The sequence below is a fragment of the Nocardioides sp. Z30_9 genome (genome assembly GCF_058215735.1).
On the sequence record NZ_JBZAJF010000002.1, the window covers coordinates 1,483,408 to 1,503,333 of the forward strand.

The following is a 19,926-nucleotide window of genomic DNA, read 5'->3' on the forward strand; positions in this document are numbered from 1 at the left end:
CCGTGTCCGTCCACTCCCGAGGTTCGCCTGTGGCCTTGACTATAGTCGGGCTCGTGCCAGCCGATGTCGCCCCATCCGAGAGCGAGCACCTGGTATCCGTCGTGATCCCCTGCTACCAGGCCGCCAGGCATCTCCCGGCGATCATCGAGGAGATCGCCCGGTTCACGGCGACCTCGACCTCGCCCGGCGGCACCGCCTTCCGGGTCACTGAGGTCCTGCTGGTCCACGACTGCGGTCCCGACGACTCGGCGAGGGTGATCCGCGAGATGGAGGCGGCACACCCGTTCGTGCGCCCGATCTGGCTCAGCCGCAACTTCGGCCAGCACGCCGCCACGCTCGCCGGGATGGCTTCGGCCGGGGCGGACTGGATCGTCACGATGGACGAGGACGGCCAGCACGACCCGGCGTACATCGGGGGCATGCTCGACGTCGCGCTGGAGCGGCAGTCCAGCGTCGTCTACGCGCGTCCCACCAACGCCGCTCCGCACGGACCGCTGCGCAACACCGTGTCCTGGGGAGCCAAGCGGGTCGTCACGAGCCTCAGTGGGGGCGTGGACGCCTCGGTGTTCCACAGCTACCGCCTCATCCTCGGCGAGGTCGGCCGCAGCGTGGCCGCCTATGCCGGCTCGGGTGTCTACCTCGACGTCGCGCTGGGCTGGGTGGCCGACGGCGTGACCACTGCGCCGGTCAAGCTGCGGGACGAGGGGGAGGGGCGACGCTCGGGCTACTCCGCCCGAAAGCTGCTCTCGCACTTCTGGCGGATGGTGCTCACCGGAGGGACCCGCGGTCTGCGGATGGTCAGCATCCTCGGCCTGGTCTTCGCCCTCCTCGGGCTCGTCTTCGCCGTGTTCCTCGTCTACAACCAGCTCACCCACCCGACGCCGACTGCGGGCTGGACCTCGCTGATCGTGGTGATCCTGATCTCCACGGGCGCGATCCTCTTCTCGCTGGGCGTGATCGCGGAGTACGTCGGGGTGGCGGTCAACATGGCGATGGGCAAGCCGCTCTACCTGATCACCCAGGATCCCTCGAGGGGCCCCCTTGGCCGCGCCCGACCCCGCCCCTGAGGCTGCTCGTACCCGAAGGCGGCCCGGACGGGTCGCCCTGGTCGTGGGCGCCCACGGGCTCCTCGGCAGCGGGGTGTGCCGCCGTCTCCGGACGCTGGGGCGGGAGGTGCGCACCACCGTGGTCCCGTGGGGGGACCACGGTGGTTCAGTGGCGGCGCTGCTGGAGGCTGCGAACGCGTTGCCTGCCGAGGGGTGGGAGCTCTACTGGTGCGCCGGAGCCGGGGTGGTGGGCAGCACCGCGGAGGAGCTCGCGGCCGAGGTCAGGGTGCTCGAGGAGTTCCTCGGCCAGTGGCAGCCGGCTGCCAGCAGCGGGTCGTGCGGTCTCTTCCTCGCCTCGTCCGCAGGCGGGGTGTACGCCGGGTCGGCCGGTGCCCCGTTCACCGAGCACACCGTTCCCGTCCCGCTGTCGCCCTACGGGAACGCCAAGCTCGAGACGGAGGAGATCGCGACCGCGTTCGCCGTACGCTCCGGCGCGGCCCTGCTGGTGGGCCGGCTCTCCAACCTCTACGGCCCCGGCCAGGACATCACCAAGCCGCAGGGGCTGATCTCCCAGCTGTGCCGGGCCCAGCTGACCCGCCAGCCGCTGAGCCTCTACGTCTCGACCGACACCATGCGCGACTACCTCTACGTGGACGACGCGGCCGCGATGGCCGTCTCCGGCCTGGAGGCGGTGACGAGCCGCGGCGCCCGGGCGCTGAAGGTCCTGGCCAGTGAGCGGTCGACCACGATCGCCGCCGTGCTCGGCGATCTGCGCCACGTCACCCGCAAGCGCCCGCCGGTCGTCCTGGGCACCTCGCCCAACGCACGGTTCCAGGTGCACGACCTGCGCCTGCGCTCGGTCGCCTGGCCGCACACGGCCGCGTTCGTGCGCACGACCCTGCCCGCGGGCATCTCGGCGACGCTGGCCTCGGTCCGCTCCCAGGTGCTGGCCGGCTCCCACCCCGAAGGAAGCAGATGACCCAGTCGGTGACCGACCAAGGGACCGCGGTCGAGGGGGATGACCCGGACGTTGCCCGGCCCCGGGAGCGCACGCGGGCCAGGCTCGCGGGGGCCCTGGCGTGGCCCGGCGCCCTGGTGCTCACGGTCCTGGTGCTCGCGGCGGTGCCGCTGCTCTTCCACCAGCGCTACTACTTCTCCGGCGACACCCAGGCAGGTGCGGTGGGGCAGTGGTACTACCTCGGCACCCAGCTGCGCGAGGGCACCTGGCCGCTGCTGGACCTCGGGACCTGGCGGGCGGGGAACTTCGTCGCCGAGGGGCAGTGGGGACTGTTCAGCCCGCTGACCATCCTGTTCGCGCTGGTCACGACGGTCGTGCCGAACCTGGTCGTGTTCGTGACCGTGCTCAAGGCCGGACTGCTCGTGGCAGGGGCCCTGGGCCTCTACGTCCTGGCGCGCTCCTACGGCGCCTCGAAGCCCGCGGCGTACCTCGGCGGGGTGGCGGTGACCATCGGAGGTGCCACCCAGTACCTCGAGTCGCCCTCGTGGGTGACCGGCCAGATGGTCTGGGCCCTGCTGCCCTGGGCCTGGTGGTCGTTCAGGCGCCTCTCCGACCGGTCGGCCAGCCCCGCACCGGCACTGCTGTTCGGGTTCCTGATCGTCTCCGTGGGCTACGTCTACGGGACGCTCTACCTGATCGTGGTCATCCTGGCGTGCCTGCTGGACGCGGCCGTGGCCCGGCAGCGAGCGGCGTTCCTCCGGACCCTGGTGGCCGGGGCGCTCAGCGGCCTCGTGGCCGTGACGGTCTACCTGCCGGGCCTGCTCACCGCGAGCGTGACCACGCGCGGGACCTGGGAGGTGCTCAGCGACGGCCGGCTGCAGGGCGACGTCCCGGGCCTGCTGGCCTCGATGCTGCCCACCGTGATGTCACCGACCGCGGCCTTCGCGCCGGTGCACTTCGTGGCCTGGTTCCTGCCGATGCTGTGCTGGCTCGACCGCGAGCGGGTGCGCGAGCTGTTCCGGCCGATGCTCGGCGCCTACCTGCTGCTCGTGGTGTTCGTGGCCTGGACGATCGGGCCCAACCAGATGGGTCCGATCCGGTGGCCACTGAGGGTGATGCCCGAGGTCGTGCTGGTGGCCGTGCTGGTCACGGTGGTGCTGCTCTCCCGGGCGCTCGGCAGCCGGCCGCGGCGCTCCGCCCTCGTGATGAGCGCGGCCTGGGTCCTGGCCGCGGGCTTCCTCGTGGTGTCGAGGTTCTGGACCGAGAAGGCGATGACCGCAGTCTCGGTGCTCATCGTCCTCGCCGGGCTGGCACTGATGTGGCGAGTGGTCGAACGCCGTGGCTTCGGGCCGCTGGCCGCCGGTGTGGGAGCCGCGCTCTGCCTGGTCACGGTCGTGGTCCAGCACGCCTACTACCCGTCACCGTCCTCTGCGGACCGGCACATGTCCGCGGACCCCGCCGACTACCGGCAGGTCGCCTCCGACGCCCGGGGGGACACGATGCTGATCGGCGACCCGGAGCAGCTGGTCCTGGAGCGGCCGCGCGCCACCCGCGACCAGCTCGTCGGGTCCTCGTGGTTCCTCACCGACAAGCCGGTGCAGAGCGTCTACACCACCATCGGGTACACGGAGTACAACCGCCGCTACTGCTTCATCTACCACGGTGGGACGTGCCCGGAGGCGCTCGGGCGGCTGTTCTCCAAGGAGCCGGTCACGGGCCTCAAGCGCGTCGACCTCCTCTCGGTCAGCAGCCTGCACCTCGTGAAGAAGAACTGGCCGCGCGAGCGGCTGCTCGATCCGCCGAAGGGCTGGTCGGTGGGCGGTGAGAGCCGCTGGGCGGTGACCTGGGTGCGTGACGAGGTGCTGCCGCCCGCGGGCGGCGTGGTGTGGACCTCGCCGGGGCTGGAGGTCCGTGAGACCTCCGTGGAGACCCGGTCGGTGCGGCTCCGCGTGGGCTCCGTGCCGCAGGGAGGCGGCCAGGTCGTGCTCAGCCGGCTGGACTGGCCGGGCTACTCCGTCGACGGGGCCTCGCTGTCCGAGGACCCCGTGGACTCCTACCTGGTCACCCTCGACGTGCCCGAGAGCGCCAGTGGCAAGGAGATCGAGCTGAGCTGGTCCCCACCCGGCTGGGGGATCGAGGTCACCACGCTCACGCTGGCCCTGGGCCTGGGACTGCTGTGGTCCGTGGCTGCGGCCGCCCGGCCGCGGCTCGCCCGGTTGCGGTCGAGGCGGCGTCCTAAGAGGTAGCCGGCGCGTGCATCCGGCGGCCGAGGTAGAGGTAGACCAGCCGTCGCTGGAAGGCCCGCAGGGTGGCGCGCGCGTTGCCGAGGCGTACGTCGCGCCGGCTCAGCAGCCCGGGGGCGAGCTCGGCGAGCTGCCGGTGCATCTCGGCGGCGGAGCGGGCCTGCTCACGGGCCAGGGAGACGCTCCACTGCGTCGCGCTGATCCGGAACGACGCCAGTGCCCCGGGGGCGGTGGCGAGGTCGCCGTCGAGCAGCACCCGGCAGTAGGTCGCCTGGTCGATCATGAAGCCGGGGTCGCCGTGCCATCCGCCCGCGGCCTCGAGCGCCTGCCGCCGGATCATGGTGCAGCACGGCTCGCCGAAGATGTTGGCCCCGCGCAGCACCGAGCGGCGTACCGCCTCGCGGCCGCTGACCCGCCCGGAGAGACCCGCCAGGCCGTGCTCGCGCACCACCGGGCTGCCCGAGGCGTCGACGATGTCGCGCGCCGAGACGACCATCGCCACGCCCTCGCCGTGCTCGTCGAAGGTGGCGACCTGGCGGGCCAGTGCCTCGGGGTGCAGCAGGTCGTCGCCGCAGACGAGCTTGACCAGCTCACCGCGGGCCTCGGAGGTGACCCTGTTCCAGTTCCGCTCGGCTCCGCCGCCGGTCGGCGTCACCAGCAGGCGCAGTCGGGGGTCGGCGGCGAACTCCTGGAGGATCTCCCAGGTGCCGTCGGTGGAGCTGTGGTCGGCCACGACCACCTCGAAGTCGTCGTAGGTCTGGGCGAGCACGGACTCGAGGGTCGCCCGGACGTACTGCGCGTTCTGGTAGGTGGGGATCACCACCGAGACGCGGACCGGCGCAGCCATCGCTCAGCTCTCGGTTCGCGGTGTGGTGCTGCCGGCCAGGGAGGCGGTGAAGGCCTGCGCCTCGTCCCAGGTGGCGAGCAGGCCCTGGTCGCGGACCTCGGCCAGCGTCGGGGCCGCCTCGTCCTTGGGGGAGAGCAGCGTGGGCAGGGGGCTGCCGTCGCGGGCGGTGGTCGGCCACTCGATGCCGATCTCCGGGTCGAGCGGGTGGATGCCGTGCTCACGGCCCGGGGCGTAGGGCGCCGAGCACAGGTAGTTCACGACCGTGTGGTCCTCCAGCGCGAGGAACGCGTGGCCGAGCCCCTCGGGCAGGTAGACCGCCCGGCGGTCCACGTCGTCGATCAGGACCGCGTCCCACTGGCCGAAGGTCGCCGACCCCACGCGCAGGTCGACCACCACGTCGAAGGCAGCGCCCTGGACGCAGGTGACGAACTTGGCCTGGCTGGGCGGTAGCTGCGCGAAGTGGATCCCGCGCAGGGTGCCGGCGGCCGAGACCGAGCAGTTCGCCTGGGCGAGGCGGAAGGGGTGGCCGGTGGCCTCCACGAAGTCGTCCTCACGGAACCACTCCAGGAACACCCCCCGGTCGTCCCTGTGCTGGACAGGGGTGAGCTCGAAGGCACCGGACACGGAGAGCGGGCGAACCATCACCGCCGAAGATTAACGGGTCGCTACCCTCAGTGCGTGACATGGCTGGTAGCAGGAGCGCGCGGAATGCTGGGCACGGACCTCTGCAGGGAGCTCGGTGCCCGTGGCATCGACTTCACGGCCCTGGGCAGGGGGGACCTCGACCTGCTCGACGCCGGTGCGGTCGGTGCCGCGGTGGCGGGGCACGACGTGGTCGCCAACTGTGCTGCCTGGACGGCGGTCGACGACGCCGAGACCCAGGAGGCCGAGGCCTTCGAGGTCAACGCCGTCGCGGCGGGCCTGCTGGCGCGGGCAGCCCGGGCCAACGGCGCCCGGATGGTCCAGGTCAGCACCGACTACGTCTTCGCCGGTGACTCCACCACGCCGTACGACGAGGAGGCGGCGCTCGCTCCGCGGTCGGCCTACGGGCGCACCAAGGCGGCCGGTGAGTGGGCCGTGCGGGCCGAGGCGCCCGAGGACCACCTCGTCCTGCGCACCGCCTGGCTGTACGGCGCACACGGCGGCTGCTTCCCACGAACGATCGCCCGGGTCGCCGCGGAGCGCGGAGCGGTGAGCGTGGTCGAGGACCAGGTCGGCCAGCCCACCTGGACCCGTGACGTCGCCGACCTGATGATCCGCCTCGTCGAGGCGGATGCCCCCTCCGGCACCTGGCACGCCACCTCGGGAGGGACGGCCTCCTGGTTCGAGTTCGCCCGGCGCGTCGTCGAGGCGGCCGGTCAGTCGCCTGACGTGGTCAGCCCCACCGACTCGGCGACGTTCACCAGGCCGGCGCCGCGCCCGGCGTACTCCGTGCTGGGACACCGCCGGTTCCACGAGCACGGCATCGCGCCGATCGGGGACTGGCAGGAGCGCTGGGAGGCGGCGTCCTCAGAAGTCCTGGTCGATCATCTGCAGTAGGTAGGACCCGTAGCCCGACTTCAGCAGCGGCTCGGCGCGCTCGCGCAGCTCGTCGTCGGTGAGCCAGCCCTGGCGCCACGCGACCTCCTCGGGCGCGCCGATCTTGAGGCCCTGCCGGTGCTCGATGGTGCGGATGAAGTTGTTGGCGTCGTTGAGCGAGTCGAAGGTGCCGGTGTCCAGCCAGGCGGTGCCGCGCTCGAGCACCTCCACGGAGAGCAGGCCGCGGTCGAGGTAGTGCCGGTTGACGTCGGTGATCTCGTACTCGCCGCGGTCCGAGGGCTTCAGGCCCCGGGCGATCTCGATCACCTCGTTGTCGTAGAAGTACAGACCGGGGACGGCGAAGTTGCTCCGTGGCCGCTGCGGCTTCTCCTGCAGCGAGATCGCCTTGCCGTCGGAGTCGAACTCCACGACGCCGTACGCGCTGGGCTCGGAGACGTAGTAGGCGAAGACGGTGGCGCCCTCGCGGGTCTCGAAGCGGCTCAGCTTGCGCCCGAAGCCGGGGCCGTAGAACAGGTTGTCGCCGAGGATCAGGGCACTGGAGTCGTCGCCGATGAAGTCCGCGCCGATGGTGAACGCCTGGGCCAACCCGTCGGGGGAGGGCTGCTGGGCGTAGGTCAGCGAGATGCCGTAGGCGCTGCCGTCGCCGAGGAGCCGCTGGAAACCCTCCGCCTCGTGGGGGGTGGTGATGATCAGGATGTCGCGGATCCCGGCGAGCATCAGCGTGCTCAGCGGGTAGTAGATCATCGGTTTGTCGTAGACCGGGACCAGCTGCTTGCTGATGCCCAGGGTCAGTGGATGGAGTCGGGAGCCGGTTCCACCGGCGAGGATCAGGCCGCGCATGCGTTCATCTTGTCAACTCGTTGCGTAGCCTGCACCCATGGGACTGAGACTCGGCCGGATCGGAGGCGAGGCGGCCAAGTTCTCGGTGGTGAACCTCGGGGCCACGGTGGTCGCGGTGGTGCTGTTCAACGTCCTGGTCCACGGCGTGCCGATGGCCTTCAACCCCGGGCCGCTCAACGGGTGGCCGGTGACGTCCTGGTTCATCGCCAACTGCGTCGGGATGGGGCTGAGCTTCTACGGGAGCCGTCGCTACGCGTTCAGGAACCGCCGGCCCTCGGGCGTGGGCGGTGGTGCCCTGAAGTACGCCGTGGTGAACCTGGCCTCGTTCGTCATCCCGATGGCCTGCCTGTGGATCACGCGCAACGTCCTGGACTGGCAGTCGGCGCTCGCCGACAACGTCTCGGCCAACGTCGTCGGGGCCGCCCTCGGGATGGCGTTCCGGTTCTGGGCGTTCCGCCGCTTCGTCTTCAAGCGGAACCCGATCGCGCTCGGCGCCGGGCCGGGGTCAGCGGTTCCAGAACTCCGTCCACACGAACCCGAGCTCGTCGAGCATCAGCCGCAGCAGGGGAAGGCTGATGCCCACGACATTGTGGGGGTCCCCGGTCACGCCCGAGACGAAGGCTCCGCCGAGACCGTCGAGTGTGAAGGCGCCCGCCACGGCTGAGGGCTCGCCGGTGGCGACGTAGGCCTCGATCTCCTCGTCGGAGACCTGCGCGAACCGCACCTGGGTGGCCGCGGAGCGGGCCAGCCAGACCTCGCGGTGGGTGTCGATCACGCAGTGACCGGTGTGCAGCACGCCGGCCCGGCCGCGCATCTTCTTCCAGCGGGCGATCGCCTCGGCCTCACTCGCCGGCTTGCCGAGGATCTCGCCGTCGAGGGCGAGGACCGAGTCGCAGCCGATCACGATGGCCCGCTTCTGCCCGGCCGCCACGGCGACAGCCTTGAGCTGCGCCAGCTTCAGCGTGTAGTCGGCCGGCTCGGTGTGCTCGAGCTGGGACTCGTCGACGCCGCTGACCACCACCTCGGGGGAGAGGCCGGCATTGCGCAGCGTCTTGAGCCTCGCGGGGGAGGCGGAGGCGAGTACGAGACGCGGAGGGGTGGCCACGATCGGGCAGCCTAGTCGCCGGCCCCGACAGGCCGGGACTCGCTCTGCAGCCTGGCCTCGAGGTCGCGGCGGAACCGGGGGTCCACCAGCGGGTGGGTGGTCCGGTGGACGGAGCGCTGCACGATCTCGAGCACCACGGTGTCGGCCTTGAGGATCTCCCGGATCAGGGTGTCGCGCGGGTTCGCCTCGGCCCACAGGAAGCTGCCCTCGGCGAACGCGTGCTGCAGGGTGGGCAGGCCGTAGTAGGCGAAGGAGTCGCCGGCCAGCAGGGTGCGGCCCGGGACCAGCCCGGCCGCGGGCCGGGTGCGCCAGGTGTTCAGGCCGTAGGTGTCCTTCTCCGGCCGGTAGCGAGCACTACCCGGCTTGGCGGTGACCGACGTGCCGTCGACGACCACCCCCGGCGCCTGCTCGCGGAAGAACAGCCCCGCGAGCACGGTCAGGTCGCCGCGGCGCTCCTGAGGGGTGGGGGTCAGCGCGAGCGGGGTCTCGGAGCCGGTGAGCTTGCGGCGGAGCAGGTCGGTGAAGACGGCGCTGCCGCGGTTGCCCCAGTGCGTGTCGGTCTTCCAGTACAGCTGCTCGCCCCGCTCGCTCCTCGCGCCGAGTCGCTGGTGCAGCGGCACCGAACGGGGGTGGTCGATCGCGTCGAGGGCGGCAGCCTGGCCAGCCATCCCGCGGCGCGCGCACTCCCCGTGGGGCAGGGCCTCGGGCAGGGCGTCCTGCTGCACCGAGGACTTGTTGGGTGCGACCGCGAACACCACCGCCCGCCCGGACCGTTCGATCACCTCGGCGAGCCTGGCGAGGTTGCGCAGCCCCCGGGCGAAGCCCGGGCCCGCCTCGCAGGCGCTGTCGAACTCAGGGCCGTAGAACAGGTAGCCCTGCTTGCCGCGGACGACCTCGGGTGAGCGGGTGACGACCTCGCCGTCGGGCTTCGTCTCGGTGCGCCCCATCGTGGTGGCGGTGCGGGGGAGCGAGTCGAGCGCGAAGTAGTCGATCCACGAGCTGAGCCGGACGGCCTGCTGGCGCCCGGGCAGGTGGTCGGCCGCCCACACGGGCACGGCGTCGAGGAGGTCCCAGCCCTCGGCCGGGTCCGGGGCCGGGGCGAGCGGCCGGTTCTCGAACGCGACGGGTCGCTGGCCGGCGGCGTACAGCATGGCCGGGCCGAAGACGAAGCTCGCCGCGACGAGCAGAGCGAGCAGGCGGTAGGGCTTGTCCATGGTCCTCATCAGAACTGGAAGTACAGGAAGGGGCTGAAGGACCCGGCCACCACGGCGAGCGCGGTGTACGGCGAGACCGCCAGGGCGACGAGCCGGGCACCGAGCTGTCGACGGGGCGGGGTCTCGTCGAGGCCGTCGATGACGCGACCCACGACCAGCGACCCCGGAAGGGCCACGATCGCCAGGAGCAGGGCCAGCAGCGCCACGGTCCGGAAGTCGAGCAGCAGGACGAGGTCGGGGGAGGCGCCCAGGAACGGCTCGCGCAGCCGGTCGGGCACGAGCATCGCGCGCATCATCACCCCGGCGTTGTTCAGGTCGGAGGCCCGGAACAGCACCCACCCGAAGACGACCAGCACGAAGGTCACCAGGCGGCGTACGACGACGTAGCCCTCGAGACGTGCCAGCCCGGTCGCGCGCTCGATGATCAGCAGCGCGCCGTGGTAGATCCCCCACAGGATGAACGTCCACGCCGCGCCGTGCCACAACCCGGTGGCGAAGAAGACGATCACTAGGTTGCGGTAGGTCTTGGCGGTGCCGTGGCGGTTGCCGCCCAGGGAGATGTACAGGTAGTCGCGGAACCAGCGCGACAGCGACATGTGCCAGCGCCGCCAGAAGTCGGTGATCGAGACGGCGGAGTAGGGCCGGCGGAAGTTCTCCGGGAGCCGGAGGCCGAACATCAGGCCCAGGCCGATCGCCATGTCGGAGTATCCGGAGAAGTCGAAGTAGATCTGCCCGGCGTAGGCGAGGGCGCCGATCCAGGCGGTGGTGAAGGAGGGGTCCTCGCTGGCGAAGGCGACGTCGGCCAGGGGCGCCAGGGAGTCGGCGATGACCACCTTCTTCGTCAGCCCCCACGCGAACCGCGGGAAGCCGTCGATGAAGTCCTGGAGCTTGTCGCTGCGCTGGTTGCGCAGCTGCTCGTCGATCTCGTGGTAGCGGACGATCGGCCCGGCGACGAGCTGCGGGAACATCGCGATGTAGGTGGCGAACGTCAGCGGGTTGCGCATCGGCGGCCGGGTGCCGCGGTAGACGTCGACGACGTAGGAGAGGTGGTGGAAGGTGAAGAAGCTGATCCCGATCGGCAGCGCCAGGTGGATCACGCTGACCTCTCCGAGGCCGAGGTTCTCCGCGATCGTGTGCGCGACCTGGGAGGCGAAGCCGAGGTACTTCCACACGGCCAGCACAGAGAGGTCGGCCACCACCGTGAGGACCATGATCGTCCGCGGCGTGGGCCGGGTCCCGCGGCTTCTGGCCGCGCCCACCGCCAAGCCCGCGAGGTAGTTCAGCGCCATCAGCGCCAGGAGCAGCAGGACGAACTGCTTGCCGCCCACGGCGTAGAAGGCGATGGAGAACACCGCGAGCACGGCGTTGCGGAAGTGGTGCGGCAGCACCCACCGGACGATCAGGATCGCGGGCAGGAAGTACCAGAGGAAGAGCGAGCTGGCGAAGGACAAGTCGGTGGGCTCCTGGACGGTCGCGGACGCGGACGCGGGTGAACCCTAGGGCTCAGCGCGCGTGCTGCCGCCACACGTCAGGTCCGTGGGCATGGGGCGCCCGCAGCTTGCGGTGGTGGCTGCTCCACGACGACCTGGTCTCCCCGGCCTCACCCTCGGCTGCTCCGGCCATCGCCGAGACGACGGTGACCAGGGCGGCCAGCTCCTCGGCAGTGGGGTCGCCCTTGACGACCCGCAGCAACGGCGCCTGCGGCTCGGGGGCCTCGGCGCCCTCCTCGCTCACCTGGTCGCTCACCTCGTCGCTCACAGCGGGATGTTCCCGTGCTTCTTGGGCGGCAGCGTCTCCCGCTTGGAGGCGAGCAGGCGCAGCGCGCGGACGATCTCCACCCGGGTCTCGTGGGGGGTGATCACCGCGTCGACGTAGCCGCGCTCGGCCGCGACGTAGGGGTTGGCGAGCCGGTCCTCGTAGTCCGCGACGAGCTCGGCCCGGCGGGCCTCGACGTCGCCGCCGTCGTCGGCGACCTTGGCGAGCTCCTTGCGGTGCAGGATGTTCGCGGCCCCCTGGGCGCCCATCACCGCGATCTGGGCCGTCGGCCAGGCGAGGTTCATGTCGGCTCCGAGGTGCTTGGAGCCCATCACGTCGTACGCCCCGCCGTAGGCCTTGCGGGTGATGATCGTGACCAGCGGGACGGTGGCCTCGGCGTAGGCGTAGATCAGCTTCGCGCCGCGGCGGATGATGCCGTTCCACTCCTGGTCGGTGCCCGGCAGGAAGCCCGGGACGTCGACGAAGGTGAGCACGGGGATGTTGAAGGCGTCGCAGGTGCGCACGAAGCGGGCGGCCTTCTCGGAGGCGTCGATGTCCAGGGTGCCGGCGAACTGCATCGGCTGGTTGGCCACGACACCGACCGACTTGCCCTCGACCCGGCCGTAGCCGATCACCATGTTGGGCGCGAAGAGCTCCATCACCTCGAGGAACTCGCCGTCGTCGAGCACCGACTCGATGACCGACTTCATGTCGTAGGGCTGGTTCGGGGAGTCCGGGATCACCGTGTCCAGCGCACGGTCCTCGTCGGTGATCTCGAGCGTGCCGCCGCCGAGCTGGTACTCCGCGTACGACGGCGGGTCGTCCTGGTTGTTCTGGGGCAGGAAGGAGAGCAGCGCCTTGGTGTACTCCAGGGCGTCCTCCTCGTCGCTGCCCATGTAGTGCGCGTTGCCGGACTTGGTGTTGTGCGTCCGGGCCCCGCCGAGCTCCTCCATCGTGACGTCCTCGCCGGTGACGGTCTTGATCACGTCGGGCCCGGTGATGAACATGTTGGAGGTGCCGTCGACCATGATCGTGAAGTCGGTGACCGCGGGGGAGTAGACGTGCCCGCCGGCGCAGGAGCCCATGATCAGGCTGATCTGCGGGATCACGCCCGAGGCGTGCACGTTGCGCCGGAAGATCTCGCCGTAGAGACCGAGGGAGACGACGCCCTCCTGGATGCGGGCGCCGGCGCCCTCGTTGATCCCGATGATCGGGCAGCCGGTCTTGATCGCCAGGTCCATCACCTTGCAGATCTTCTCGCCGTAGACCTCGCCGAGCGAGCCGCCGAAGACGGTGAAGTCCTGGGAGAACACGCACACCTGGCGGCCGTCGATGGTCCCGTAGCCGGTGATCACGCCGTCGCCGTAGGGGCGGTTCTTCTCCAGGCCGAAGGCCACCGACCGGTGCCGGGCCAGCTCGTCGAGCTCCACGAAGGAGCCGTCGTCGAAGAGGTGCTCGATCCGCTCGCGAGCAGTCCACTTCCCCTTGGCGTGCTGCTTCTCCACTGCCTTGGCCGACCCGGCGTGGACCGCCTCGTCGATCCGGCGGTCGAGATCGGCCAGCTTGCCCTCGGTGGTGTGGATGTCGATGTCCTCGGGGACCTCGGTGCCAGCACCTGGTTGTGCGCTCACGACTGTCGACTCCTCCTGGCCCCGTGGAGACGGGCCGGTGTCCGTGGCGGTGTAGCCACCCGTTGATTCCTGCGTCAATCTAGTGGCCATGACCGAGCAGCAGGACAGCCGCCCACCGATTGGCCCGGCAACGGCCGGTGAACGCTGGCGCGTGGAGGTGGTCGAGGAGACCACCTCCACCAACGCAGACGTCGCCGAGCGCTTCCGCGGCGGCGAGCAGGAGGGACTGGTCCTGGTCGCGGAGCACCAGACCGCCGGGCGCGGTCGGCTGGGCCGGACCTGGGAGACCCCGGCCCGCGCGTCGCTGACGGTCTCGATGCTGCTGGTGCCCGAGGGGGTCCCGGCCGAGCGCTGGCCCTGGCTCCCGCTGCTGACGGGGATCGCCGCCGCCGGGGCGGTACGCCGGGTCACCGGGACCAACGTCGACCTGAAGTGGCCCAACGATGTGCTGGCCGGGGGGCAGAAGCTGGGCGGGATCCTGCTCGAGCGCGTCGAGCGGCCCGGTGGTGCCGCCGCGGTCGTGGGGATCGGCCTCAACTGTGCGCAGTCCGGTGACGAGCTCCCGGTCCCCGAGGCCACCTCGCTGGCGATCGTCACCGGCGGTGCCGTCGACCGCAGCGCGCTGCTCACCGCGCTGCTCGAGGAGCTGGGCACGTGGTACGACCGGTGGCGTGCCGGTGACGACCTGCGCGAGGTCTACCTCCAGCTGTGCGCGACCCCCGGCCAGCAGGTGCGGGTCGAGGTGCCCGGCGGGGTGGTGCTCGGGACGGCCGTGGACGTGGACGCCGACGGGCGGCTCGTCGTACGCACCGAGGAGGGTGAGGAGCACCTCGGCGCCGGGGACGTCGTACACGTCCGCAGGCAGTAGCCGAGGCGCCGCCGGGTGCCCCGCCAGGTTTTCGCGACACGACTTCCCGGCAGCCGCACCGTGGCATGATCGCGCTGTGGCCATCTCGCGCAAGCTGCTCAACGACGGTGAGCACGTCATCCTCAGCACCCGCACGCACGTCAAGGCGTTGCTGCTGCCTGTGGTGGCGCTGCTGGTCGTGGCCGGGCTCGCGGGATACCTCTCCAGCCTGCCGAACGGCGCGAACGCCGACGTGTGGCGCTGGGTGGTCTGGGCGATCGCGGCGGTGCTGATCGTGTGGTTCAGCCTGGCGCCGTTCCTGCAGTGGCTGTTGACCACCTACACCTTCACCACGCGGCGACTGATCACCCGGACCGGGGTGCTCACCCGGCGCGGGCACGACATCCCGCTGAACCGGATCAGCGACGTCTCCTACGAGAAGAGCCTGATCGACCGGATGTTCGGATGCGGGACCCTGGTGGTCTCCGACGCCAGCGAGCTCGGCCGGGTGGAGCTGCGCGACATCCCCCGGGTCGAGCAGGCCCAGCTGACCGTGAGCGAAGAGCTCTACCACCGCACCAGCGCCTCCGGGACCCATGACGGATCCTGAGGACCTCGAGCGCGCGATCATCGGTTCGGCCCCCAACCTGACCGGTGAGCAGGTGACCGAGCCGACCGGTCTCACGGTCCAGCACGCGCAGCGGCTGTGGCGGGCGCTCGGCTTCCCAGAGGCCGGCGACGCCCCCGCGTTCAACCGCGCCGACCAGGAGGCACTGGTCCGGGTCGCGTCCATCGTGGAGAAGGGCGGGCTCGACTTCGACACGATCGTGCGGATGACCCGCGCGGTCGGCCAGACGATGGACCGCCTCTCCGAGTGGGAGGTGGCCACCCTGTCCGCCGTCCTCGACAAGTCCGCGACCGCCGCGGCCCAACGGGACCAGGCACTGGACCTGGTCAAGGCGATCGGTCCCGACTTCGAGGCGCTGCTGGTCTACGTCTGGCGCCGGCACCTGCTCGCCGCGGTCACCCGGGTCGACAGCCTCCAGAGCGCGGACGACGAGCAGGTCGCCGAGGCCACCGTGGGGTTCGCCGACCTGGTCAGCTTCAGCGCGCTGACCAACCAGCTCGCGGAGCACGAGATCGGCGACCTGGTCGAGGTGTTCGAGGGGCGCAGCCACGACGTGGTCTCGCTGCACCGCGGACGAGTGGTGAAGACCCTGGGCGACTCCGTGCTCTTCCTGGCGCCGAGCCCGGCAGCGGCGGTGGAGATCGCCTGGGACATCGTCCAGGTCATCGGCGGCGACACCCGGCTGCCCGACGTCCGCGTCGGCCTGGTCACCGGGTCCGTGGTGCTGCGGATGGGCGACGTCTACGGCCCCGCGGTGAACCTGGCGGCACGCCTGGTCGCGGTCGCGCGGCGCAACCGGGTGATCACCGACAAGCACACCGCCGCGGCGCTGGACCGCGACAGCTACGAGACGCGTGTGCTGCCCGCCCGGCCGGTGCGCGGGTTCGGCGACCTCGAGCCCGTCGCCGTACGCCGCACCAGCCGCTGACCCCGCGTGCGGGATCGGCCACCGGTCACAGGAAGTCGGCGGGGTCGAACTCCTCGATCGGGATGACCCGCAGCCGCGGCAGCCGCTCGTTGAACGCGAGCACGTCGTACTCGAGGTCGAAGAACTCCAGGCCGCGCTCGATCAGCGAGGTGAACCCACTGTTCTTGAACTCGCGGAACGCCATCAGCCCGGCCCTGCGGCCGTCGAGCAGGCGTTCCATCTGGGGCAGGAAGTCGCCGTCGTTGCTGACCAGCATCACGTCGGCGTCCCGGCGCGCGAGCTCCTCGAGCGTGCGCTGGATGGCGAGGTCGACGACCTTCTCGTTCTGGGCCCCGGACAGCGGGATCGGCCGGTAGCCGATGCTGGTCAGCGCCTGGATGAAGCTCATCGGCAGCTCGTCCTTGACCGCCAGGAAGAACAGCCCCTTGGCCGGCTGGCGCCAGGTGGCCTCCGCGAAGGTGAGCAGCCGCTCCCAGCGGGGCCGTTCGGTGGGGTTCGGGCGGCGACCGAAGATCGAGGCGCCGAGCGTGGCGTCGATGTTCTCGCCGTCGACGAGGACGTAGCTGGTGCGCTGGGAGTCCAGTGGCATGGCACGACCCTAGGGGAGTCCGGCCGCCGGCGGTCGGTGGATAGGGTCAGCGCGTGACTTCTGCGGCGACATCGGGCCAGACATCGGGCCGGACACCGGGCCAGGCACCGGGCCGGGCCCCCACCGTGGCCGTGATCGGCGGCGGCCAGCTGGCCAGGATGATGGCCGAGCCCGCCGCCGCGCTCGGGATCCCGCTGCGCCTGCTGGCCGAGGCGCCCGGCGTGAGCGCCGCGCAGGTGATCCCCGACCACCTCGTCGGCGACTACACCGACCTGGAGACGCTGCGCGAGGTCACCCGCGGCTGTGCGGTGGTCACCTTCGACCACGAGCACGTCCCCACCGACCACCTGCACGCGCTCGAGGCCGACCTGGCGGTGCGTCCGGGCCCCGAGGCGCTGGTGCACGCGCAGGACAAGGGCGTGATGCGGGCCCGCCTGGCCGAGCTCGGCATCCCGTGCCCGCGCAACGCGCTGGTCGCCGACGTCGACGACGTCGTGGCCTTCGCCGAGTCGGTGGGCGGGTGGCCCTGCGTCCTGAAGACCACGCGCGGCGGGTACGACGGCAAGGGAGTCTGGTTCGTCGAGGGCCCCGAGGACTGCGCGGCCGCCTTCGAGTCGGGCACAGCCGTCCTCGCCGAGGAGCGCGTCGACTTCCGGCGCGAGCTCTCCGCGCTGGTGGCGCGCTCGCCCTCGGGCCAGGTCGCCGCCTGGCCGGTGGTCGCCTCCACCCAGCGCGACGGGATCTGCCACGAGGTGATCGCCCCGGCCCCTGACCTCGACCCCGGGCTGGCCGTGCAGGCACAGCAGATCGCGATGCGGGTCGCCGGCGAGCTCGGCGTCACCGGCGTGCTGGCGGTCGAGCTGTTCGAGACCAACGACGGCAAGGTGCTGGTCAACGAGCTCGCGATGCGGCCGCACAACACCGGCCACTGGACCCAGGACGGCGCGGTCACCAGCCAGTTCGAGAACCACCTGCGCGCGGTGCTCGACCTCCCGCTCGGCGCCCCGGACGCACGGGCGCCGTGGACGGTGATGGTCAACATCCTGGGCGGCGACCGCCAGACCGGGCACCTCTACGACGGCTACCCGCACGCGATGGCCCGCGACCCGCGGCTGCGGGTGCACCTCTACGGCAAGGAGCTGCGGCCGGGACGCAAGGTGGGACACGTCAACGCCTACGGCGACGATCTCGAGGACTGCCTCGAACGTGCCCGGCATGCGGCAGCATGGTTTGCAGGAGACCTCGGCGAGGAGAGCGAATGAGCAGCACGGCAGCACCCGAGGGCCCCGCCCGCGTCGGCATCGTGATGGGCTCCGACTCGGACTGGCCGGTGATGAAGGCGGCCGCCGAGGCGTGCGAGGAGTTCGGCATCGCCTTCGAGGCCGACGTCGTCTCGGCGCACCGGATGCCCGACGAGATGCTCGCCTACGGCCGCGAGGCCGCCGGTCGAGGCGTCCAGGTGATCATCGCCGGGGCCGGGGGAGCGGCCCACCTTCCCGGGATGCTCGCCGCGGTCACCCCGCTGCCGGTGATCGGCGTGCCGGTGCCGCTGAAGTACCTCGACGGGATGGACTCCCTGCTCTCGATCGTGCAGATGCCGGCCGGTGTCCCGGTCGCGACGGTGGCGGTGGGCAACGCGCGCAACGCGGGCCTGCTCGCCGTACGCATCCTGGGAGCGGGCGACCCGGCCCTGCAGCAGCGGATGGTCGACTTCCAGGCCGAGCTGCGCGACGCCGCCCACGCCAAGGGCAGGACCGTCCGCGACGCCGCGGGCAAGCCACGCCGTACCGGCTTCTGAGCGACTCGCTGCCAGCCCGTACGGCGGCGGGATCAGCCGCCGGCGGCGACGCGGTAGCGCTCGGCCAGCTCGGCGAACAGCTCCCGCAGCTCGGGCGGGTCCAGCACCTCGAAGCCCACCTCGAGGCTGGTGAGGAAGCCGACGAGGTCGCCCAGGGACCCGCTGCCGGTCTCCAGCACGCACCGGTCCGGGCCCTCGGGGGTCAGCAGGCCGGCTGCGGGCGGGATCCGGTCGCCGATGCCGGCGGCGGAGACGTGCAGCCGGACGCGCGCGGGGTGGGGCCAGCCGGTGGAGCTGGTGCCGCGGACCACGTGGCGCACGACGTCCTCCGGCGGTTCGCGTGGGGCGAAGCGCGGGCCCGGGGGCAGGCGCGGCTGCACGCGGTCGGCGCGGAAGGTGCGCCAGTCCTCCCGTTCGCGGTCCCACGCCACGAGGTACCAGCGGCGGCCGGTGTAGACGAGGCGGTGCGGCTCGACGTCGCGCCGGCTCGGCTCGCCCTCGTGTCCGAGGTAGTCGAAGCGCAGCCGCTCGTGGTCCCGGCAGGCGGCCGCCACGGTCGTCAGGGTCTCCGCGGCCACCGTCGGTCCCCGGCTCGCGGCGGAGACGGTGGCCAACCGGAGCGCGTCGACCCGGTGCCGCAGCCGCGAGGGCAGCGTCTGCTCGAGCTTGGTCATCGCCCGCAACGACGTCTCCTCGATCCCGGTCACGGACCCGGAGGCGGCGGCACGCAGCCCGAGCGCCACCGCGACCGCCTCGTCGTCGTCGAGCAGGAGAGGGGGCAGCACCGAGCCGGCGCCCAGCCGGTAGCCGCCGGTGATCCCGGTGCTGGAGTGCACCTGGTAGCCGAGGATCCGGAGCCGCTCGATGTCGTTGCGCACCGTGCGGGTGGTGACCTCGAGCCGTTCGGCGAGAGCGGACCCCGACCACTCGCGGCGTGCCTGGAGCAGCGAGAGCAGCCGCAGCAGTCGAACCGAGGTGTCCAGCATCGGCCCAGTCTGGCAGCCATTGAGGAACCGCAGGTTCCGCAAGTCGATCTAGCGTGGAATCACCGACACCGAGGAGAGGAAAGGCCGATGAGCCTTCGAGGATTCGCAACGCTGAACATCTGGGCCGCGGACGTGCCGGCGGCCGTCGAGTGGTACGCCGACCTGCTGGGCCAGGACGCCTACTACCGCGTGCCGGGGCCCGACGGGCGCACGGCGTACGCCGAGTTCCGGATCGGCGACTACCAGGCCGAGCTGGGCATCATCGACAGCCGCTACCGGCCGCCGTCGTCGGCGACCGAGCCGGGAGGCGCGCTGATGCACTGGCACGTCGACGACCTCCAGGGCACCTTCGACCGCCTGCTGGCCATGGGCGCGAAGGAGTACCAGCCGATCACGGCGCAGGGCGCCGGCGAGGGGTTCGTCACCGCCTCGGTGGTCGACCCCTTCGGCAACCTGCTCGGGGTGATGACCAACCCGCACTACCTGGAGATCCTGGCGGCGGGTCGCTGAGGCTCAGTCGCGCACGCGGCCGCGCATCGCCTTGACCTGGGAGCGGCGCTTCTTGCCCTCGATCCGGCGCCGCTGGGAGCCCCTGGTCGGCTTGGTCGGGACCCGGGGGAGTGCGGGTGGGGCCAGCGCCGTGCGCAGCCGGTCCGCGAGGCGCTGGCGAGCGGCGACGCGGTTGCGGTGCTGGGAGCGGTGCTCCGAGGCGGTGACCACGATCCGCCCGGAGCCGAGGGCGCGCAGCGCCCGTTCGCGCATCGCGTCGGTGAGCACCGAGGACGCGGACACGTCGAAGACGACCTCGACCCGGCTGTCCGTGGTGTTCACCGACTGGCCGCCCGGGCCCGAGGAGCGGGAGAACTGCTCCACGATCTCGCCCGCGGGGACGACCAGCCCCTGGGGCAGTCCCGGCCCCGGGCGCAGGACGAGGTCCTGACCCGGCTCCGGGTCGTGGCTCGACCTCGGCAC

General features: G+C 71.7%; 21 protein-coding genes and 1 pseudogene. 11 read left to right on the top strand and 11 right to left on the bottom strand.

Translation table 11 applies throughout. The features are described 5' to 3' along the window. The first annotated feature begins 53 nt into the window (after positions 1–53). Genes AC4BGB_RS17890 through AC4BGB_RS17900 form a run of 3 tightly spaced genes read left to right on the top strand, consistent with a single transcriptional unit; the run spans position 54 to position 4,250 of the window. On the top strand, positions 54–1,067 hold the full coding sequence (locus AC4BGB_RS17890) for a glycosyltransferase (protein WP_490548290.1): 1,014 nt from the start codon (positions 54–56) through the stop codon (positions 1,065–1,067). Next, positions 1,042–2,025 carry an NAD-dependent epimerase/dehydratase family protein gene (locus tag AC4BGB_RS17895; RefSeq protein ID WP_490548291.1) on the top strand — a complete coding sequence of 328 codons (984 nt, stop codon included), beginning with the start codon at positions 1,042–1,044 and terminating at the stop codon, positions 2,023–2,025. Before AC4BGB_RS17890 ends, AC4BGB_RS17895 begins: the two co-directional genes overlap by 26 nt. Then, the gene (locus tag AC4BGB_RS17900; protein ID WP_490548292.1) at positions 2,022–4,250 is read left to right on the top strand and encodes a hypothetical protein; all 2,229 of its coding nucleotides are present in this window, start codon (positions 2,022–2,024) and stop codon (positions 4,248–4,250) included. The genes AC4BGB_RS17895 and AC4BGB_RS17900 overlap by 4 nt, the downstream gene beginning before the upstream one ends. Here AC4BGB_RS17900 and AC4BGB_RS17905 read toward each other — a convergent pair. Both AC4BGB_RS17905 and AC4BGB_RS17910 read right to left on the bottom strand, forming a co-directional pair. Further along, positions 4,240–5,094, bottom strand: coding sequence for a glycosyltransferase family 2 protein (locus AC4BGB_RS17905; RefSeq protein ID WP_490548293.1), 855 nt, complete (start codon positions 5,092–5,094; stop codon positions 4,240–4,242). The two genes, AC4BGB_RS17900 and AC4BGB_RS17905, sit on opposite strands and share 11 nt — an antisense overlap. A 3-nt stretch (positions 5,095–5,097) precedes the next feature. Further along, positions 5,098–5,736, bottom strand: coding sequence for a dTDP-4-dehydrorhamnose 3,5-epimerase family protein (locus AC4BGB_RS17910; RefSeq protein WP_490548466.1), 639 nt, complete (start codon positions 5,734–5,736; stop codon positions 5,098–5,100). 36 nt (positions 5,737–5,772) lie between these two features. Here AC4BGB_RS17910 and rfbD point away from each other — a divergent pair, with 36 nt between their 5' ends. Beyond that, positions 5,773–6,633 carry a dTDP-4-dehydrorhamnose reductase gene (gene rfbD, locus AC4BGB_RS17915; RefSeq protein WP_490548294.1) on the top strand — a complete coding sequence of 287 codons (861 nt, stop codon included), beginning with the start codon at positions 5,773–5,775 and terminating at the stop codon, positions 6,631–6,633. Here rfbD and rfbA read toward each other — a convergent pair. After that, entirely contained in the window at positions 6,604–7,473 is an 870-nt protein-coding gene (rfbA, locus tag AC4BGB_RS17920; RefSeq protein ID WP_490548295.1) for a glucose-1-phosphate thymidylyltransferase RfbA, read from the bottom strand. The genes rfbD and rfbA overlap by 30 nt on opposite strands. A gap of 37 nt (positions 7,474–7,510) precedes the next feature. On the opposite strand from rfbA, the pseudogene AC4BGB_RS17925 reads away from it, so the two are divergent. Then, positions 7,511–7,930 (top strand): annotated as a pseudogene (locus AC4BGB_RS17925) (GtrA family protein); the annotation flags it as partial. Positions 7,931–7,978: 48 nt separating this feature from the next. On the opposite strand, the gene AC4BGB_RS17930 reads toward AC4BGB_RS17925, so the two are convergent. The 5 genes from AC4BGB_RS17930 to AC4BGB_RS17950 are packed head-to-tail and all read right to left on the bottom strand — an operon-like array spanning position 7,979 to position 13,178. Further along, positions 7,979–8,578 (bottom strand): Maf family protein, encoded by a 600-nt coding sequence (locus tag AC4BGB_RS17930; protein WP_490548296.1) that lies wholly within the window; start codon positions 8,576–8,578, stop codon positions 7,979–7,981. Between the two features lie 11 nt (positions 8,579–8,589). Then, complete coding sequence (locus AC4BGB_RS17935) at positions 8,590–9,792, bottom strand: alginate O-acetyltransferase AlgX-related protein (protein WP_490548297.1); 1,203 nt, start codon at positions 9,790–9,792, stop codon at positions 8,590–8,592. Positions 9,793–9,800: 8 nt separating this feature from the next. Then, positions 9,801–11,243, bottom strand: a complete 1,443-nt coding sequence (locus AC4BGB_RS17940) for an MBOAT family O-acyltransferase (protein ID WP_490548298.1) — start codon at positions 11,241–11,243, stop codon at positions 9,801–9,803. A gap of 52 nt (positions 11,244–11,295) precedes the next feature. Next, positions 11,296–11,550 carry an acyl-CoA carboxylase subunit epsilon gene (locus AC4BGB_RS17945; RefSeq protein ID WP_490548299.1) on the bottom strand — a complete coding sequence of 85 codons (255 nt, stop codon included), beginning with the start codon at positions 11,548–11,550 and terminating at the stop codon, positions 11,296–11,298. Beyond that, positions 11,547–13,178: an acyl-CoA carboxylase subunit beta gene (locus AC4BGB_RS17950; protein ID WP_490548300.1), complete on the bottom strand. Its 1,632-nt coding sequence runs from the start codon at positions 13,176–13,178 to the stop codon at positions 11,547–11,549. Before AC4BGB_RS17950 ends, AC4BGB_RS17945 begins: the two co-directional genes overlap by 4 nt. An 88-nt stretch (positions 13,179–13,266) precedes the next feature. On the opposite strand from AC4BGB_RS17950, the gene AC4BGB_RS17955 reads away from it, so the two are divergent. The 3 genes from AC4BGB_RS17955 to AC4BGB_RS17965 all read left to right on the top strand — a co-directional run bounded on the left by AC4BGB_RS17955 (position 13,267) and on the right by AC4BGB_RS17965 (position 15,581). Beyond that, the gene (locus tag AC4BGB_RS17955) at positions 13,267–14,046 is read left to right on the top strand and encodes a biotin--[acetyl-CoA-carboxylase] ligase (RefSeq protein ID WP_490548301.1); all 780 of its coding nucleotides are present in this window, start codon (positions 13,267–13,269) and stop codon (positions 14,044–14,046) included. Positions 14,047–14,122: 76 nt separating this feature from the next. Further along, on the top strand, positions 14,123–14,635 hold the full coding sequence (locus tag AC4BGB_RS17960) for a PH domain-containing protein (protein WP_490548302.1): 513 nt from the start codon (positions 14,123–14,125) through the stop codon (positions 14,633–14,635). Next, on the top strand, positions 14,622–15,581 hold the full coding sequence (locus tag AC4BGB_RS17965; protein WP_490548303.1) for an adenylate/guanylate cyclase domain-containing protein: 960 nt from the start codon (positions 14,622–14,624) through the stop codon (positions 15,579–15,581). Before AC4BGB_RS17960 ends, AC4BGB_RS17965 begins: the two co-directional genes overlap by 14 nt. A 25-nt stretch (positions 15,582–15,606) precedes the next feature. On the opposite strand, the gene AC4BGB_RS17970 is transcribed toward AC4BGB_RS17965, so the two are convergent. After that, positions 15,607–16,170 carry an NYN domain-containing protein gene (locus tag AC4BGB_RS17970; protein ID WP_490548304.1) on the bottom strand — a complete coding sequence of 188 codons (564 nt, stop codon included), beginning with the start codon at positions 16,168–16,170 and terminating at the stop codon, positions 15,607–15,609. Between the two features lie 125 nt (positions 16,171–16,295). Between AC4BGB_RS17970 and AC4BGB_RS17975 the strand changes: the two genes are divergently transcribed. Together AC4BGB_RS17975 and purE are read left to right on the top strand one after the other, a co-directional pair. Further along, on the top strand, positions 16,296–17,432 hold the full coding sequence (locus tag AC4BGB_RS17975) for a 5-(carboxyamino)imidazole ribonucleotide synthase (protein ID WP_490548467.1): 1,137 nt from the start codon (positions 16,296–16,298) through the stop codon (positions 17,430–17,432). After that, a complete protein-coding gene (gene purE, locus AC4BGB_RS17980; RefSeq protein ID WP_490548305.1) occupies positions 17,429–17,968 on the top strand; it encodes a 5-(carboxyamino)imidazole ribonucleotide mutase in 540 nt (179 codons plus the stop codon). The genes AC4BGB_RS17975 and purE overlap by 4 nt, the downstream gene beginning before the upstream one ends. A gap of 32 nt (positions 17,969–18,000) precedes the next feature. Here the strand turns inward: purE and AC4BGB_RS17985 are convergent, their stop codons facing one another. Beyond that, positions 18,001–18,954, bottom strand: coding sequence for a helix-turn-helix transcriptional regulator (locus tag AC4BGB_RS17985; protein ID WP_490548307.1), 954 nt, complete (start codon positions 18,952–18,954; stop codon positions 18,001–18,003). A gap of 87 nt (positions 18,955–19,041) precedes the next feature. Here AC4BGB_RS17985 and AC4BGB_RS17990 point away from each other — a divergent pair, with 87 nt between their 5' ends. Continuing rightward, the gene (locus AC4BGB_RS17990) at positions 19,042–19,464 is read left to right on the top strand and encodes a VOC family protein (protein ID WP_490548308.1); all 423 of its coding nucleotides are present in this window, start codon (positions 19,042–19,044) and stop codon (positions 19,462–19,464) included. Between the two features lie 3 nt (positions 19,465–19,467). On the opposite strand, the gene arfB is transcribed toward AC4BGB_RS17990, so the two are convergent. Then, entirely contained in the window at positions 19,468–19,926 is a 459-nt protein-coding gene (gene arfB / locus AC4BGB_RS17995) for an alternative ribosome rescue aminoacyl-tRNA hydrolase ArfB (protein ID WP_490548309.1), read from the bottom strand.

Coding starts and splice junctions, on each gene's coding strand:
- AC4BGB_RS17900 (WP_490548292.1), top strand. CDS start 2,022: ATGACCCAGTCGGTGACCGACCAAGGGACCGCGGTCGAGGGGGATGAC.
- AC4BGB_RS17905 (WP_490548293.1), bottom strand. CDS start 5,094: ATGGCTGCGCCGGTCCGCGTCTCGGTGGTGATCCCCACCTACCAGAAC.
- AC4BGB_RS17910 (WP_490548466.1), bottom strand. CDS start 5,736: ATGGTTCGCCCGCTCTCCGTGTCCGGTGCCTTCGAGCTCACCCCTGTC.
- rfbA (WP_490548295.1), bottom strand. CDS start 7,473: ATGCGCGGCCTGATCCTCGCCGGTGGAACCGGCTCCCGACTCCATCCA.
- AC4BGB_RS17935 (WP_490548297.1), bottom strand. CDS start 9,792: ATGGACAAGCCCTACCGCCTGCTCGCTCTGCTCGTCGCGGCGAGCTTC.
- AC4BGB_RS17955 (WP_490548301.1), top strand. CDS start 13,267: ATGACCGAGCAGCAGGACAGCCGCCCACCGATTGGCCCGGCAACGGCC.
- AC4BGB_RS17965 (WP_490548303.1), top strand. CDS start 14,622: ATGACGGATCCTGAGGACCTCGAGCGCGCGATCATCGGTTCGGCCCCC.
- AC4BGB_RS17970 (WP_490548304.1), bottom strand. CDS start 16,170: ATGCCACTGGACTCCCAGCGCACCAGCTACGTCCTCGTCGACGGCGAG.
- purE (WP_490548305.1), top strand. CDS start 17,429: ATGAGCAGCACGGCAGCACCCGAGGGCCCCGCCCGCGTCGGCATCGTG.
- AC4BGB_RS17985 (WP_490548307.1), bottom strand. CDS start 18,954: ATGCTGGACACCTCGGTTCGACTGCTGCGGCTGCTCTCGCTGCTCCAG.
- AC4BGB_RS17990 (WP_490548308.1), top strand. CDS start 19,042: ATGAGCCTTCGAGGATTCGCAACGCTGAACATCTGGGCCGCGGACGTG.